Genomic DNA, 16,442 nt, shown 5'->3' with positions numbered 1-16,442 from the left:
TTATGAGCCACGTTCAAAATACATCAAGATTACAACAGTTAGTTCCTGATTTTAACCAAGAGCTTTATGAGCAATCTAGCATTTACCGAGCGCAACTTATGCAATTGTGTAGCCGTCAGCAGGCAAATCAACGCGCTATATCTTTGCAAGCTGCTCGCGGCAATGAAGAGAGTGAAAGCTTTGTATTGGGTTACAACTAGTCTCAACCAAAAATTCAAAATCAAACGAGTGATAAGTATATATTATGTTGACTAAATCAATATTAATCGTAGCCAAGGCATTGTTATCGAAAGATAAATAAGGACAAAAGTTATAGTAACAATGCCGAAGTCCGCTTGCGCCGAAAAAACATTTCGCTATGATGGCAACACGAGTAACAAAACAATGATTTTTATATGCTTAAAAAGCACTTAGGTTTTACTTTCAACGTCATCGCCCTCGCCTTATTCGTCCCAGGAATACTATTGCCAATGTTTTCACTGAATATGGAAATGATGGCCAGTATAAGCGGAACTAGTTTGTCGTCAGAGCTTATCAACAAAGAACTCTCCCTCATTGGCACCATTGAAGAGCTGTGGCATGAACAGCGAATTCTCGTTGCACTATTAATTTTTGCTTTTTCTATCTGTGTGCCAGTAGTAAAGCTTTTGCTATCAACTTGGGCTTATTTTTGTAAAAACCTTGATACAGAAAGGCGCATTATTAACTTCATCGCCAGTATCGGTAAATGGTCGATGGCAGATGTTTTTGTGGTGGCGATTTTTCTGGCGGTATTGTCAACTAATCATGCTGAAACAGCCGATACTAGCCAATTGACCATGTTTGGCTTTCAACTCAAGCTGATGATCAGCAGTGAAACCCTATCTTCAGTTGGTCATGGCTTTTACTATTTCGCCAGCTATTGCTTAGTAGCTCTATTGGGTACACAACTGAGTCAAAGTAGTGTTAAGGCACGACAGGTTTAAAATCAAACAAGCAGATGACCCGTCTTGACCCAGATAACCGTTTCTTCTTCGGCAAAAGGATGATGCTGACTTTGGTGGGGGCTGCGCAGCCAAGTACCTGCAGGATAACTACCGTGCTCGTCTTTAAATGTGCCGCTGAGAACAAAAACTTCTTCGCCGCCAAAATGACGGTGTGGTTTAAACACTTCTCCCGCGGGCCATTTAACTAACGCAACGTGTTCAACTGTTCCGTCTTTATCTGCGTACTCATGTAGCTGCATTACTTGCAAACCGTCAACGCCCGGCTGCCACTGAGTGTTATGAGTATCAATGCGCACTTGTGTTAAGTCGCTTTCGGCAAACTGGTTGAGTTTCACAAAAATAACACAGCCAGGTTCACTAAACGGGCTGTGCTTAGTGCCCGGTGGATTGCGAATATAAGTGCCCGGGCCATAATCACCGGTTTCGTCGGAGAAAACGCCTTCAAGCACTAAAATTTCTTCGCCATAGGGATGTGGATGCTCGGCAAATCGGCTACCCGGTTGATATTGCACAACGCTAGTCGCATGGCCAGATTCGGCAGCTTGGCGAGCCAAAGGTTTACGCAATACTCCTTGAGCTGGGCTCGGTTGCCAAGCCATTTCAGCACTGTTAATCACTACTCGCTGACTAAAATCCATATTGAGCATCATACACCCCCTACTTTATCACTGATAACAGTTATGATTTTGCTTTAACAAACTTATAAATAAAACGATCGGTTTTGCCTCTGGTATCAGCAGCAAACACATTTTTGCTTAAATCATCATTGGGGTTCGTCAAATAAAACGCTTCTTCAACTAGCGTAAAACCAGCCTCGGCAAGCTGATGTTTAACAATGTTGGCATCAATTCGGTGAATAGTATTGGCCGCCTCATAACCACTGCCGGGTTCTGCGTGGTGATCGATAATAACGATAACACCATCGTCTTTTAACACTCTTTTAAGTTTGGCTAGTGCTTTTTTGTAATCAACGGCTCCATTGGGTCTCAGTACGACTTTTTTGCCATCTCTTACGGTATGAGTAAAAAACAAATCGTGGTAATTCAATGCAGTAAAAACTAAATCAACACTATTGTCTGGTACGTTGACATCGGCGATAGCGATTTGGTCAAAACGCTCAACATTTGCTAAGCGATTATTTTTAGTACGCTCTTTAATACGCTTTTCAGCAAAGCGCCAAATTACCTCATCATTTTGTGCGTATACCTTACCTTCACTGCCAACGGCAATAGAAAACAACTCGGTGTACCAACCACCGCCAGCAAATAAATCAAGGACGTGATCACCTTCACTAACTTCGGCAAACTTCATAATTTGCGCTGGTTTACGGGCAGCATCGCGCTTGCTATCGGCAGCTGGTCTTGACTCAGCACCTAAAACATTTTCTAACGCGGAAAGTGATAATGGCTCGGCAAAGCTGGTGACACTGGTTAGTGCACTAGCAAGTAGGCTAGAGGCGAGTAAGGTGTTAATTCTCATACTAAATCATCCTAAACGGTTGGATTATATAAATCATAGCTTACAAGAAAGCCTAGCCAAGGAAATAATTTCAGATACTAAAAGGCCAGCAATATTATTTATTGCTGGCCTTGGCTGTGGTGATAGTGATGGTGACGGTAATACTATCAAATAACCGATACAGTCTTGGGCTGGTCCAAACTGCTAGTTACTTATCAGCACGTCCCATAAACTTTTGTTCTGCGGTATTAATTTTAATTTTATCGCCAGTTGAAATATGCTCAGGTACTTGAATAGTTAAGCCTGTACTCAAAATTGCTGGCTTGGTGCGAGCGCTCGCAGAGGCACCTTTAATTGACGGGTCTGTTTCTGTCACTTCAAGTTCAACGCTAGCTGGTAAGTCAATGCCAACAGGCTGGTCGTCAATAATAATTACCTGTAACCCTGTAGTATCTTCATTGATAAACTGTACTTCCTCGGCAATAGCGTCGGTATTTAAATTGTATGGCGTGTAGTCTTCGTTATCCATAAATACGTGTTGATCGCCATCAACATATGAAAACATGGCATCGCGTCGGCGCAAATCAGCAAGTTTTAATATATCGACATCTTTAAACGTTTCATCAACTTTGTTGCCAGTAACTACATCGTACATGCGCATACGGTATAAGCTACCACCTGCACGCCCTTGTGGCACTGAACGCTCAATGTCTTTAATAATATAAACACCACCATTGTGCTCTATCGCGGCATTTTTCTTCACTTCACTTGCTTTAGGCATAACACTTTCCTATTTTCAAATTTATCGCTGCAACATACCTAAAAACGCCCCGAAAAAAAACCATTAATTCGCTATTTTACCCGTTATTTTTCAAATGTTTTTTGTCACTATCGCACCTTTGCCAAATGTCCGCTGAAGTTTGGCCTTGAATATCGACATCAGCAACTGAGAACTCAATCTTCTGTCCACTGGCGCGTTTGTGCCAATAGTCTTTAGTCAAACTGACAATGGTTGGTGTCAGCTGGACAATGGCGTAGATATTCACCAAGGTCATCAAGCCCAACGCCATATCCGCCAAGCTCCATACTTGTTTTAAGCTAGCACTTGCACCCCAAATAACCATCAACAAATAAACTGCAGTGTAGGCCAAGCGTCCTGCTTTATGGTCAAGCTTAAATAGATGCAAATTACTCTCTGCATAGGCATAGTTTGCCACTACTGAGGTAAAAGCAAACAAGGTAATAGCACCCGCGACGAAATAGGTACCTGCGCCGCCAATGTGCGCAGTCATGGCCTCTTGAGTAATACTAATACCCGCCATTTCTCCGTTTAGCTGAATGCCTGACAGTAGAATAATCACCGCAGTACAAGTACACAAAACCATCGTATCAAAAAAGACGCCAAGCATTTGCACATAACCTTGTGCTACTGGGTGATTGGGCACTGGCGAAGCACCTGCTGCAGCGTGCGGTACACTACCAGCACCTGCTTCATTGGAATACAAACCGCGCTGAATACCGTTTTTAATTGCTGCTCCAAAAGCGCCCGCCGCCGCTTCAGTCAAACCAAATGCCGAGAGCACAATGTCTTGGATCATCGCTGGTATTAACTCGATGTTAATCACTGTGACAATTAAAGCCAAACCAACAAATGCCAGCCCCATCACAGGCACCACTTTTTCGGCAAAACGTGCAATGCTGCGCAGGCCGCCCATGACAATAATACCGGCAATAATGGCAATAACGACGCCAGAATACACAGGTGTAATAGCAAAGGTATTGTTAAGCGCTTCGGCAATCGTATTGGCTTGCATGGCACTAAAACTGAAGCCATAGCCGAGAAACAGACAAACAGCAAAAGTTACCGCTAACCAGGGGTTGCCCAAGCCTTGGCGAATGTAATACGCTGGTCCACCGCGAAATTCATTATTTTGATCTTTAACTTTGTATAATTGTCCCAGCACACTTTCCGCAAAGCCTGTTGCCATGCCAAGTAAAGCAATAACCCACATCCAAAATACCGCACCGCTGCCACCTAGCGATATCGCCATCGCTACACCCGCTAAATTGCCGGTGCCAACGCGCGCAGACAAGCCCGTACACAATGCTTGAAACGAAGAAATACCTGATTGATCAGATTGAGTGCTGTTTTTCATCACCGCAAACATGTAGCCAAAGTGACGAATTTGTACGAATTTGAGTTTAACGCTGAACCAAAAGCCCGCGAATAACAGCAAGTAGATTAGAATCTGCCCTTGTCCCCAAAGGATATTGTTTATGGTATTGACTAAGCTTTCTATCATGTCACTATCAGACTATCTCGTTTATCGATTGCAGTCAGCATAAACGCCACGCCTACAATCAGCAACAAGTGTTTGTTATACATAAGATAATATTATGATATCGACGAGAGATTGAAGATTCTATTAGTTAAAAAAAGAGCCCAACGACTGTGGGCTCTGATCGTGTTAAACGGTGCTGATTAGTTAATTTGATAGGCAAATGCGAACAAACTTAGCGCTTTTTCCAAATCTGCTTGCTTATCGTTGGCGTTTTTGAGGCTAATGTCAGCCATCATGCCGTGTTTAGTGTCTTGTCTAACTTCAAGGCTACGAAGCTCACAACCTTGCTCAGTCACCACTTGCTGAACCACGCTTTCAACTTCAAGCTGATTAAGCGCCGGTTTAAACAATTTACCTACTGGCGTTACCGGCAATTTGTCGAGTACGGTAATTTTTTTCGGCCACGCCGCTTTTTCTGCAATGTGACTTTGTGCAAAGTCCATTAACTCGCCGTCTTCAACCTGTTCACCAGCATTGAGTTCAACATAAAGTACAGGTAGCTCACCAGCATACGCGTCAGGACGCCCAACCGCTGCGGCTAAACTCACTTTAGGGTGTTGGTGCATTGCTTCTTCAATGGTTTTCGGGTCAATATTGTGACCACCGCGAATAATCAACTCTTTCTTGCGGCCGGTTAACCAGAAGTAACCGCGTTCATCTTGTCGGCCTAAATCGCCAGTGTTGAGCCATGTTTCGCCGTCGCGCTCAAGCCAAATACCTTCATTGTGTTTGGCCTCAACATAGCCGGCAAAAACGTTCGGCCCTTTAATGGCAATAGCTCCTACTTCATCAGGCGCTGCATCGCGTAAGTAGTTACCGTCATCATCAAGCACAAATGCCGCCATTGCTTGATAAGGTAAACGAAAGCCAATTGAACCGACATTTTCGTCACTAAGGCCGGGGTTGATACTCGATGCACAAGTGCCTTCGGTTAAGCCGTAACCCTCGACTAATGGCACACCAGTCGTCGATAAAAACTTGCGGTAAAGCTCTTTGGGTAAAGGCGCCGCACCACAAATGGCTTTGCTCAAACTGGACAAATCACGCCCTTCGGTTGGCAAGTTAACTAAGGCCGCATATAGGGTTGGCACTCCTGAGAACATGTTAACCTTGTAGTGCTCAACTATTTTCCAAAAGTTCTCAACTAAACCCGGCGCTCGGTAGCCTTGCGGAGTACCTAAAGTCACCGTGGCACCAGCGCTCCACGGCGCTAAACCTGTCACAATTTGCCCATTGACGTGAAACAATGGCAAGCCACAAAAAATGTTTAAGTCCTCGGTAAATTCACCGTTAAACATCTGTCTAATCGCCCATGCATTGTATGATTCTGAGCTATGGCTTCGACGGGCAATTTTCGGCAGTCCTGTGGTGCCACCAGTACAAAAATACGACGCAATGTCGTCGCTAGTTGGCGGAGTAAAATCTAGCTGTTCACCATTGGCTTTGGCGCACTCTTTGGCAAAATCAAATACTGGAATCGGCAGTTTTTCACCCGTTAGATTTTTGAATGCAGAAAAGCCTTTAGTAATAGTGCCTTTTAAAGCAGGTAAGTAGTTACTTAAACTGACGGTAAAAATACCTTTAAGTTGCTTGTTGTGCTCAACAGCTTTTACGCACTTCTCCCAAATGTCTAGACCCGGTGTTGGCGCTAAGCAAACCAAATACTTAGCATTGGCTGAGCTGATTAAACTCGACAGTTGCTTGGCTTCCAACAGTGGGTTTAAACTCATTACAATACCAGCGGCTTCACCGCCCCAAATAACATAATGAGTTTCAGGTAAATTAGGTAAGACAAAGGCAACTACGTCGCCGCGCTCAACGCCAAATCGTCTAAACGTATTCGCTGTGCGATTAATCTGTTCAAACAGGGTTTGATAGCTTACTTGATGGGGCTGCTGATAATTGTCAACATCAATAAAAAACGCCATCGCGGTTTTCTGGCTGAAATCCTTTGCGCTTTTAGCAAAGACATCGTAAGTTGTTTTCGGCACGTTTTGCTGTTCGTAGGCAGTTTGTTCAACTGCGACAACATCATTTAAAGACTCAAGATTACTGTTGTTCATTATATATAGTTCTTATAGTTAACGATTTACTCTCTGACTATTGCTGTTAACCGCCCTGGCAACAGCAACATCTCAATTTACTCTGTTTATTTTCCCTGTAATTGCTGCAAAATATTGGTGCACTCACGCACTGATAACAAATATGGCACCGCATAGTTACCGACAGCTTCTTTACGAGCACCTTTGACGATCGAGGGAATATCTTCTGTTTTAATTTTCTCGATGGTCGAAGGAATATTGACTTCAACCAGAAGGCTTTTAATTTGATCAATAAACTGCTGAGCCAGCGTGCGCTGATTAGTTTCGCCGTTAGCCAAACCAGCAGCGATTGACAACCTTGCAAGCGCGGGCGCAATGGCATCAAATGAAGCGGTCAAAACATAGGGTAAGACTATCGCATTGGCGCGACCATGCGGCACTTGATAAAACGCCGTTAGTTGGTGCGATATGGCATGAACAAAGCCCAAGCCCATAAAGTTAAATGCGTCACCTGCTTGAAACGATGCCAAAGCCATGTTGGCGCGCGCTTCGTGGTCACGACCTTGGTGGTAAGCTTTGGGAAGGTTTTCAAAAACTAATTTAACTGCATTAATCGCCAACGGTATTTTTGTAGGGTTATCAACCTTTGAAATGTAAGCTTCTACCGCGTGAGTTAACACATCAATACCGGTATCAGCGGTAATAAAATTGGGCAAGCCCAACATGGGTTCAGAGTCTAAAGCAGTCGCAATAGGGATACTTTTATGGTCAACAATGAACATTTTTTGATGATTTTCACCACTGATCACCGCTGCACTAGTAATTTCTGAGCCAGTACCAGCAGTTGTAGGTATTGCAAAAAAAGGGGCCGCTTTCTTGCGCGCTTTAAATAAACCGACGAGTTTTTCTACCGGTACTTTGTTGCCTATTTGCAGTGTCACAGCTTTACTGGCATCGATAACCGAACCGCCACCAAAAGCTAGTACGCCTTGACATTGGTGTTGGTGATAACTGTCAATCGCCGCTTTGACACTACTAATTGAAGGGTTGGGTTCAATCTTGTCAAAAACACTGACTGAAACCTCAAGTTGTTCAAGTAAATCAATGTAGGGCTTTAACAAGCCAAGCTCGACTAATTCTGCGCTGGTAATAATGAGTAGACTTTTTACTTCTGTATCACTGATGTGTTGACACAAGGCTTTGGCAGAGCCCTGTCCTTGATACAGCTTTGGCGCCGGTGGTGGCATGACCTTCATTATGACTGAAAAAACCTGCCTAAAAACTGCGTTGTAAATAGCGTCAAACATTTCTTTTGGTGCTCCAATCAACAAAAATCCTATTATCGAGTATAAAATTTATCACTATAAAGAAAACTGAATAGTTTTAATAACCACTATAAAAGTTAGGCATACCCATAGTGAAGACTTGGCTAGATACAAGTTAACTTTTCAGCAATTCGCTATTCAGTTTTTTTACCGCTGGGCAAAATATTTTCACTGGCCGAATAGCCAAACAGCTTCTATGATGATGAATATATGTTTAAAACCGTGATGGGAGTACCAAGTATATGGCTGAAAAGCTGCGTATTTTGGCATTGTTTCAACAAGGTGCTTTTTCTAAAAGTAAATTTGCCCGTTTGGAAAAAAACACCATCGAGTTGTACAAAATACATTTAGGCGAACACTATAAATTTGCCTTTGTTTGGCTCGAGATTCCTGAAGGCCAAGCTTATATCGCGGGTAAACCATCCACTGCCACAACAATAACAATGCCTGTTGAAAACAACACCAGTAACAATAAACGCCACGCTTTTATGTCGGCTATGTGCGAAATGTGGGTGCAAGAAACCGGATGCAGTGAAAATGAAATCATTCTCAGTGTTATGGATAAAGCGCTGTCAGAGCAATACACCAAAGCCTCATTTGCTCGGTTTAACCCGCAAGGCCGAAAGAGTCAGTTGCTAAAACTGATAGTTAAACTGCTGATAAGCAAGCTGATTAAAGGGCGTTTTCAGTTATCAATTAACGTCGGATAGGAGCCAACCATGCCGCTATATACTGTTTCGGCTACTGATAATATTTCAGCTGTAAATAAGCAACAACTCGCGCAACTTATTGTCGACATACACTGCGGTTACACCGGTGCACCAGAGACTTTCGTCAACGTCATTTATTGGGAAAAGTTTCCCCTCAAAGCCGGCATCAAATATCATATTTTAGCGACGGTTCGCAAAGGCAGAAGCCAAGCACTAAACGATGAGCTATATGCAGATATGCGCGCACAAACCTGTAAACTGTTGAATATTTCTGAGCAGCAACTCGACTTAAATTTGGTCGAAGTTCCCGCTTCTTGGGTGATGGAAGGCGGTCATGTTTTACCTGATCCGGGACAAGAAGATCAATGCGACTGGTTACATCAAGCGCCATAGCTGTTCAATAAATTTAATTTTCACCACATAAAAAATAGAATATATTAGCCGTTATCTATTAATTATTTTTTGCTCGAGTCGCGTGTGCTTGACGTTTCTGACATTTATTTAATTCAAATGGTTGCTGAGTTGGGCAGTATCAACAAAGCGGCAGACAAACTCTACATGTCGCAACCAACCTTGAGTAAACGCATTGGCCGACTCGAACAAACACTCAATATCGAGCTATTTCATCGTCACAATACTGGCATGAAAGCGACTCCTGTTGCCCAGTACTTAATTGACAATGGCCAGCAGGTTCAGGCGCGCCTCAATGCCATGTGCAGACACGTCGAACGCCTGTCTAACCTTGAAGGTGGCAGTTTAAATGTCGGATTAGGGCCGGTTATCGAGCAACTTTATTTTCCCGATGTCTTACTCGACTTTATTAATCAAACCAACAAAGTACAACTTTCGCTGAAGGTAGAGTCTTCAAGTAAGTTACTCAGTATGATTCAAGACGGCCACTTGGACATCGCCATCGGACCATTTGTCTACGACGAAATCCCAAAAGCGTTGGTAATATCCCCGGTGCAAAGTGCTCCGATAATTTTTGTTGCTCGCCCGCAGCATCCAATCTTACAAGATAATACTATTCATCCGTTACCTGCACTGCGCGATTACTCAATTATCGCACCCTCTATTAGCGCTGGCTTGAGTAAATTTTTTGACTTGGAAGACCTGAATCCACTGCTACAAATCTCTTGCGACAACTACAATATTTCTAAATCAATTGCAAAATCGTCAGACTACATAACGGGTGGCCCAGCATCACTGTTCAGCAACGAGCTTGCCTCCGGTGAATTAGTTAAAATCAGTACCCAAATTGAAATTCCGTGGACGTCATACTGTATTAGCAAGCCCGAAGCCCTTCACACACCAACCGTAAAAAAGTTTATCGAGATTTTTAATCAACACATCAAACAGTAGTATAAGCGTCAAATAGTTTGTCTTTAAGCTTGGCTAATCCCTTACCTTTGTTGACAATTTTCGACGCAAGAAAAAGTTCAGTACTTACCTGTACTCGATGTTTTGGCGCCTCTTTACTTTCAGTTTGAGCTAAATTTAGCTCGATTAATTTACTGCTCTTGAGCTCTTCTGCTATGCGACTTTTAGGCAGATAACCAATACCTATGCCGGCAACAACTGCCGACAACTTTTGCGCTACCGTAGTCACATAAATATGGCGGCTCTGTTCAATAATATTACTGGTTCGAGGAACTTGATTAGTGGCAGAATCATGCACAACCACGGTTCGACAACTTGCCAAATCCACCTCGGTAACAGCGCTTTTACTTGCCATCGGGTGTCGAGTACCGGCCACTAATATTTGTGATATCTCACCAATACTTTGTGCTCGAATCCCTTGATGTCTGGGCACTGGCCCAGGCGCGCCAATCAGTAAATCAACTCGATCTTCAATCAAAGCTTCCCAAGAGCCGCCCATAACCTGCTCAGTTAAATCAATTTCAATATTGGGGTGTTCGTCGAGAAAGCCAGCAATAACTGCCATCAAGGCTTTATTGTCGATAATTGAATCAAAGGCAATTCTCAACCTTGGTTCCCAACCGTGAGCAATGGTTTGTGTTTGCTCTGTAACCATACTGGCTGCGCTGAGCAGCTTGCGCCCCTCGGACAACAAGTGCTGCCCAGCTGGCGTTAACACTGAGCGCCGCCCTTGCCTGACAAACAGGGTGACCCCCAACTGCTCTTCGAGTTTCTGGACAATATATGATAACGCCGACGGCACTTTATTGAGTTGCTCTGCCGCGGCGGCAAAACTGCCCCGGCTATCAATAGCGTCGAGTACTTGTAGTGCTTCAAAAGTTAATGGTGATTGATACATAAAGGCGACTCAATGAGTGATTGACGGCTTAACGTTTAATTTTGCTCGCTTGTTTTTCAATTATTTATATCCAAACTCAATTATTCAAAAATTTTGAACATATCAAACAAATATTAGCGGTTATTCTAGCCAACAACAACCAATACAATGCTTTCATCAGCTGTTAACAAGCATAACAGTAATTATTCAAAAGTTTAAAAGAGAGCAAGGTTATGAACACTACAACTATCAATAAAATTTTGTCATCAACACCAACCTTATCAAGCTTACCGCTTCGAGTGATCGCCGGTATTATTTTTGCGGCCCACGGCGGGCAAAAACTGTTTGCGTGGTTTGGCGGCTATGGTCTAGAAGGCACAGGTCAATGGATGGCTTCAATTGGTTTAACGCCAGGCTACGCTATGGCCTTGTTAGCCGGTAGTGCTGAATTTTTTGGCGGCCTACTGTTGATTGTCGGCTTACTCACTAGGCCCAGTGCGCTTGTTTTGGCAATAACCATGGTTGTCGCCATTGTCACCGTTCACTTAGAGCACGGCTTGTTTATCAGCAACAACGGCTACGAATTTGGTTTGGCCTTACTGGCAATTTCTGCCGCATTGGTGATTCAAGGTGCTGGAAAATTCAGCCTAGACAATGTTATTGCAGCAAGATTGAAGTAATAAAGAATTAAAACAAATCAAACTGCTACTCGCGACGAGTAAAGTCATCGACGCGAGTTAGCTCAACCAACTGTTATTTGGAGTTTATCATGGGATTAATTGTCAACGGAAAATGGGTCGATCAATGGTACGATACTAAGGCATCGAAAGGTCAATTTGAGCGTCAAGAAAGCCGCTTTAGAGATACTATCTCAGCAGACCCAAACAGCAAATATCCCGCCGAGGCTGGCCGCTATCACTTATATGTGTCATTGGCTTGCCCTTGGGCTCACCGAACTTTAATTTTTAGACAACTCAAGCAATTAGAAGATGTGATTTCAGTCAGCGTTGTTAAGGCTGAAATGCTTGAAAACGGCTGGGAGTTTGATCTTGAAAACGAGCAGTTTCAAGATCATTTATATCAGCACAACTACTTGTATCAGTTATACCTAAAAGCAGCACCTGACTACCAAGGTCGAGTGACAGTGCCTGTGCTGTGGGACAAAAAAACACAAACCATCGTTAACAACGAGTCCAGTGAAATTATTCGTATCCTCAATTCAGCGTTTAACGACATTACTGGTAATACTGACGACTATTACCCTGCGTCATTGCGTCCAGAAATAGATCAACTCAACAGTCGTATTTACGACACCATCAACAACGGTGTTTACCGCGCTGGTTTTGCCACAACACAAGCAGCTTACGAGCATGCTTACCAGCAACTGTTTGACAGTTTAGATTGGCTTGAGCAGCATTTAGCAAGTCATCGTTATTTAGCAGGAAACCAGCTGACCGAAGCTGATTGGCGTTTATTTACGACTTTAATTCGATTCGATGCGGTTTATTTTGGCCACTTTAAATGTAATCGCAATCAACTCGAAGCCTTTGACAACATCAGCGGCTATTTGCGCGAGCTATACCAATTTAAAGACGTTAGCAAAACCGTCGACTTGCCTTACAGCAAGCGCCATTACTACGCGAGCCATAAAACAATCAACCCGACGCTAATTGTCCCACTCGGACCAGAGCAAGACTTTAATCAAGCGCACCACCGCGATCAACTCTAAGGAGGTCAAGATGATAACGCACTACCCAGTTAGCCAGCTCGGCCATGCCAATCACGGCTGGTTAAAGTCACGCCATCACTTCAGTTTTGGCCATTACTACAACCCGAGCCGAATCGGTTTTGGCACCTTAAGAGTGATTAACGATGACTGGGTCGCCCCCAATACAGGGTTTGCCACCCACCCTCATCGCAATATGGAAATAATCAGCTTTGTTCGCTCAGGTGCTATTACTCATAAGGACAGTGAGGGTAATCAAGGCGTAACGCCATCGGGTCAAGTCCAGGTCATGAGTGCAGGTTCCGGTATTAGCCACTCAGAATACAACCGTAGCAAGGAGCCATTGACCTTTTATCAAATTTGGATTGAGCCTAACCAATACGATGTTACGCCGCGTTGGGATGCCAAAGCATTTCCAAGCCAAGCCAGTGACCAAGAGCTGCCTTTATTAGTGTCTGGCTACCCTGAAGACAGTGAACAAGCATTGTTTATTCATCAACACGCGCGTATTTATGGTGGCTTACTCAATCAAGGCACTGAAATTGAGCACAGTATTGAACACCAAGTTTACGTCTTGTGCTCTAAAGGCAGTATTGAGATAGTAGATGGTGCACAGAGCCAAGTGCTTAATGCAGGAGATGGCGCTGAAGTGTCAAAGCAACAACAAATCATCATTAAAGCACTAGGTGATGCTGAAGTGGTTGTTATTGATGCTCCTCGCCACTAAGTACCCAAATTTCAAGACTTGCTCCATTGCGAGTCTTGATCCTGACAATCACGGCGATATTCAGAGGGGGTCAAGCCAGTCCAAGACTTGAATGCTCGGCGAAAATTAGCACTATCTTTGAAGCCCAGTGCCGACGCTATATCGTCTATCGAAAGCTTGTCATCATCAATATATTTTTTGGCAAACCGACACTTAACTTCGGCACAAATCTTATTAAACGAGGTACCGTGCTCCGCCAAGTGACGCCTTAACGTGCGAGTTGTCATACAAAGGTGCTCTGCCAGTGGTTGAGACTGTAACTCTTGGTCTACGTTATTCGCCACCCAACTATAGATGCTCAGCAAAAATTTATCTCGAGTCACCAACTCCAACAGTTGATCACAGCTTTTCAGTAAAATGGGCAGTGCTAACGGATTATAACGGGCAAGTTCTGTCGCCATTTTATCTTGGTCAAACTCAAAACCACTAACGGCTTGTTCGAATACAATAGGACAGTCGAACATTTTATAGTAGAGCGATGAATGCGCAGGCTCAGCGAACTCAAAATACACTTTCGACGGTGAAAAATCACTGTGACCAATGGCATCTCGGATCAACGCTAAATGAATCGCGGCTTGTAGCTCTAAGTTAAACTGCTTTAATTCAGGCTGCCCTAAAATATCATCACAACCTAAAAAACTTGAACCATTTGCTTTTACATCGTAATACAGTCGTGTTGTCCGAGTTGCTAGCGAGTGGTATCGAGTAGCAAAATCTAAGCTCTCAGCTAAAGTTTGACACGACGACAAGGTGCAGCCATACATGCCATAGTCTTTAGCGCGAATCTCTGCACCAATTTTTAAACCAATACCGGGTAAATTCAGTCGATTAATGTTCTGGTAAATTTGAATTAGTTGTTTACCCGAAATCGTCGCTTGGTTATCGCTGTCTAAATTCGGTAAATCGTGAAGTTCTGCAAATATTTGCGCTTTATCAACCCCAAGTTGTTCCAGCACTTTGGTAAAGAAATAAACCTTTTGAGCGCTTACTCGAATATGGTAAAAGTTTAATTGCTCCATACAACTCCACTATAGTTTTTCACTAGCCAAAAACGACTTCCCTGCCTAAAAGAACAACAAAAATGTTCAGCTTGACAAACAAACTGTCCGCTTATGACATACATTATGTCCGACTTCAACATAAACAAGCCAGCACTTTATCACTACTATTTTAAATATATGCGCTGAGTACAGGGGTGGTATTTCAATACCAGTGCAAAAATCAGGATAAAACTATAACAAGATAACCAGTAGAGAGTAGCGAATGACCAAATTACATCAAGCTAAAACCATCGTCGAATTTCTTCAAGAAAACGTACAAGATTACGCTGATAAAGTTGCCTTTACCTGTCAAGGAGAAAGCATCACTTACCAACAGCTCGATCAGCGCTCAACCGTATTAGCGAGCTGGTTACAACATCAAACCGCGCTCGAGCAAGGCGACCGAATTGCCATTCAACTTCCCAACTGTCTCGCCTACCCGATTATTGTTTACGCCGCCTTTAAAGCTGGTTTAGTTATTGTTAACACTAACCCTATGTACACCCCTCGAGAAATGCAGCACCAATTTACCGATGCTGGCGTAAAAGCACTGTTTATTCTCGATGCCTTATCACCAAAGCTCGCAGGTTTTGTCAATGATACTGATATTCAAAATATTATTGGTATTGGTGGCAATAGTGAACTAGCCAAACTTGGCGAATCGGCTCAAGCGTCGAGCCATGAGTTTAGTGCCATATTAACAAGCGGCAATTCAACCGCGCTGAAGCCATTACAAGCAATTGAAGAGAACGAAATTGCCTTACTTCAATATACCGGTGGCACAACAGGTGTATCAAAAGGCGCAAGCCTTACCCACAAGAGCTTGCTGAGTAACGTTAACCAAATTGGCCAACACTTTGGCGACAAACTCACCGAAGGCGAAGAAGCTTTTGTCACACCATTACCGCTGTATCACATCTATGCATTTGCGGTAAATTTACTCTACGTTGGTGGTATTGGCGGCAACAATATTTTAATTAGCAACCCACAAAACCCTGACGAATTTGTTAATAGCATGACCGACCAAAGGTTTACTGCCTTTACCGGTATCAACACATTGTTTGTCGGCCTTAGCCAATACCCACCGTTTAAAGCGTTGAACTTCGATACATTAAAACTAACGATCTCTGGTGGTACAACTCTTACTCCTGATGCCGCCAATAAGTGGACAACGTTAACAGGCTGTACAATTACCGAAGGCTATGGCCTATCAGAAACAAGCCCTGTGGTTTGTTTCAACAAGCCAGGTCAAGAAGAACTTGGTACTGTGGGCTACCCGTTAGCAAATACTGAGGTGCAGTTGCGCGATGCTAACGGTCAAGTCGTCGCTGACGGCGAAGAAGGCGAGATTGTCGTTAAAGGCCCTCAGGTTATGCTAGGTTATTGGGGCCGCGAAGATGAAAACGATAAAGTATTTACTGCTGACGGGTTCTTTAAAACGGGTGATGTTGGTGTTGTTCAACCAAGCGGCACAATTAAGATTGTCGACCGCTTAAAAGATATGATCTTAGTCTCGGGCTTTAATGTTTACCCTAATGAAATTGAAGATGTCTTGACTCGCCACAGTGCTATTTCTGAAGCAGCAGTTGTCGGTAAGCCAAGTGAAAAAACGGGTGAAGCTATTTGGGCTTATATTACCGTCAGTGAAGAGGTATCAACTGACGATATCATTAGCTACTGTCGCGAGCAACTGACACCGTACAAGGTGCCTAAAAATATTGTCGTATTAGATGAGCTGCCAAAATCTTCTGTCGGTAAAGTATTGCGCAAAGAGCTGCGCGATTAATTTC

17 protein-coding genes are annotated in these 16,442 nt (G+C 43.5%); 9 read left to right on the top strand and 8 right to left on the bottom strand.

Translation table 11 applies throughout. From position 1 onward, the window contains the following. Positions 1 to 2: 2 nt before the first annotated feature. Entirely contained in the window at positions 3 to 200 is a 198-nt protein-coding gene (locus J7384_RS14970) for a hypothetical protein (RefSeq protein ID WP_209115313.1), read from the top strand. 195 nt (positions 201 to 395) lie between these two features. Beyond that, positions 396 to 965 (top strand): paraquat-inducible protein A, encoded by a 570-nt coding sequence (locus tag J7384_RS14965; RefSeq protein ID WP_209115311.1) that lies wholly within the window; start codon positions 396 to 398, stop codon positions 963 to 965. 2 nt (positions 966 to 967) lie between these two features. On the opposite strand, the gene J7384_RS14960 is transcribed toward J7384_RS14965, so the two are convergent. The 6 genes from J7384_RS14960 to J7384_RS14935 all read right to left on the bottom strand — a co-directional run bounded on the left by J7384_RS14960 (position 968) and on the right by J7384_RS14935 (position 8,156). After that, the gene (locus J7384_RS14960) at positions 968 to 1,636 is read right to left on the bottom strand and encodes a cupin domain-containing protein (RefSeq protein ID WP_209115309.1); all 669 of its coding nucleotides are present in this window, start codon (positions 1,634 to 1,636) and stop codon (positions 968 to 970) included. A 28-nt stretch (positions 1,637 to 1,664) separates the two neighbouring features. Next, positions 1,665 to 2,465 (bottom strand): methyltransferase domain-containing protein, encoded by an 801-nt coding sequence (locus tag J7384_RS14955; RefSeq protein ID WP_209115308.1) that lies wholly within the window; start codon positions 2,463 to 2,465, stop codon positions 1,665 to 1,667. Positions 2,466 to 2,652: 187 nt separating this feature from the next. After that, entirely contained in the window at positions 2,653 to 3,225 is a 573-nt protein-coding gene (yeiP, locus tag J7384_RS14950) for an elongation factor P-like protein YeiP (RefSeq protein ID WP_209115307.1), read from the bottom strand. A gap of 76 nt (positions 3,226 to 3,301) precedes the next feature. Next, complete coding sequence (locus tag J7384_RS14945; protein ID WP_209115306.1) at positions 3,302 to 4,747, bottom strand: alanine/glycine:cation symporter family protein; 1,446 nt, start codon at positions 4,745 to 4,747, stop codon at positions 3,302 to 3,304. A 179-nt stretch (positions 4,748 to 4,926) separates the two neighbouring features. Further along, positions 4,927 to 6,849 carry an acyl-CoA synthetase gene (locus tag J7384_RS14940; protein ID WP_209115305.1) on the bottom strand — a complete coding sequence of 641 codons (1,923 nt, stop codon included), beginning with the start codon at positions 6,847 to 6,849 and terminating at the stop codon, positions 4,927 to 4,929. Positions 6,850 to 6,935: 86 nt separating this feature from the next. Beyond that, positions 6,936 to 8,156, bottom strand: coding sequence for an iron-containing alcohol dehydrogenase (locus tag J7384_RS14935; protein ID WP_209115304.1), 1,221 nt, complete (start codon positions 8,154 to 8,156; stop codon positions 6,936 to 6,938). Positions 8,157 to 8,395: 239 nt separating this feature from the next. Between J7384_RS14935 and J7384_RS14930 the strand changes: the two genes are divergently transcribed. The 3 genes from J7384_RS14930 to J7384_RS14920 all read left to right on the top strand — a co-directional run bounded on the left by J7384_RS14930 (position 8,396) and on the right by J7384_RS14920 (position 10,225). Continuing rightward, positions 8,396 to 8,863 (top strand): hypothetical protein, encoded by a 468-nt coding sequence (locus tag J7384_RS14930; protein ID WP_209115302.1) that lies wholly within the window; start codon positions 8,396 to 8,398, stop codon positions 8,861 to 8,863. A 9-nt stretch (positions 8,864 to 8,872) separates the two neighbouring features. Next, entirely contained in the window at positions 8,873 to 9,256 is a 384-nt protein-coding gene (locus tag J7384_RS14925; RefSeq protein WP_209115301.1) for a hypothetical protein, read from the top strand. A gap of 84 nt (positions 9,257 to 9,340) precedes the next feature. Next, a complete protein-coding gene (locus tag J7384_RS14920; RefSeq protein ID WP_209115300.1) occupies positions 9,341 to 10,225 on the top strand; it encodes a LysR family transcriptional regulator in 885 nt (294 codons plus the stop codon). On the opposite strand, the gene J7384_RS14915 is transcribed toward J7384_RS14920, so the two are convergent. Then, complete coding sequence (locus J7384_RS14915) at positions 10,215 to 11,141, bottom strand: LysR substrate-binding domain-containing protein (RefSeq protein ID WP_209115299.1); 927 nt, start codon at positions 11,139 to 11,141, stop codon at positions 10,215 to 10,217. The genes J7384_RS14920 and J7384_RS14915 overlap by 11 nt on opposite strands. A gap of 212 nt (positions 11,142 to 11,353) precedes the next feature. Here J7384_RS14915 and J7384_RS14910 point away from each other — a divergent pair, with 212 nt between their 5' ends. The 3 genes from J7384_RS14910 (at position 11,354) to J7384_RS14900 (ending at position 13,573) form a co-directional block, all read left to right on the top strand. Continuing rightward, positions 11,354 to 11,800, top strand: coding sequence for a DoxX family protein (locus tag J7384_RS14910; protein WP_209115298.1), 447 nt, complete (start codon positions 11,354 to 11,356; stop codon positions 11,798 to 11,800). A gap of 89 nt (positions 11,801 to 11,889) precedes the next feature. Continuing rightward, positions 11,890 to 12,849 (top strand): glutathione S-transferase family protein, encoded by a 960-nt coding sequence (locus tag J7384_RS14905; RefSeq protein WP_209115297.1) that lies wholly within the window; start codon positions 11,890 to 11,892, stop codon positions 12,847 to 12,849. 10 nt (positions 12,850 to 12,859) lie between these two features. Next, positions 12,860 to 13,573 (top strand): pirin family protein, encoded by a 714-nt coding sequence (locus J7384_RS14900; RefSeq protein ID WP_209115296.1) that lies wholly within the window; start codon positions 12,860 to 12,862, stop codon positions 13,571 to 13,573. Positions 13,574 to 13,584: 11 nt separating this feature from the next. Here J7384_RS14900 and J7384_RS14895 read toward each other — a convergent pair whose 3' ends face one another. Further along, positions 13,585 to 14,631, bottom strand: a complete 1,047-nt coding sequence (locus J7384_RS14895) for an AraC family transcriptional regulator (protein WP_209115295.1) — start codon at positions 14,629 to 14,631, stop codon at positions 13,585 to 13,587. A 244-nt stretch (positions 14,632 to 14,875) separates the two neighbouring features. Here J7384_RS14895 and J7384_RS14890 point away from each other — a divergent pair, with 244 nt between their 5' ends. Continuing rightward, positions 14,876 to 16,438 (top strand): long-chain fatty acid--CoA ligase, encoded by a 1,563-nt coding sequence (locus J7384_RS14890; protein ID WP_209115293.1) that lies wholly within the window; start codon positions 14,876 to 14,878, stop codon positions 16,436 to 16,438. Positions 16,439 to 16,442: the final 4 nt, after the last annotated feature.

It is taken from the genome of Endozoicomonas sp. G2_1 (assembly GCF_017744155.1).
Classification (GTDB): Bacteria; Pseudomonadota; Gammaproteobacteria; order Enterobacterales; family Alteromonadaceae; genus JAGHQT01.
This window is presented reverse-complemented; position numbering and strand designations above follow the sequence as displayed.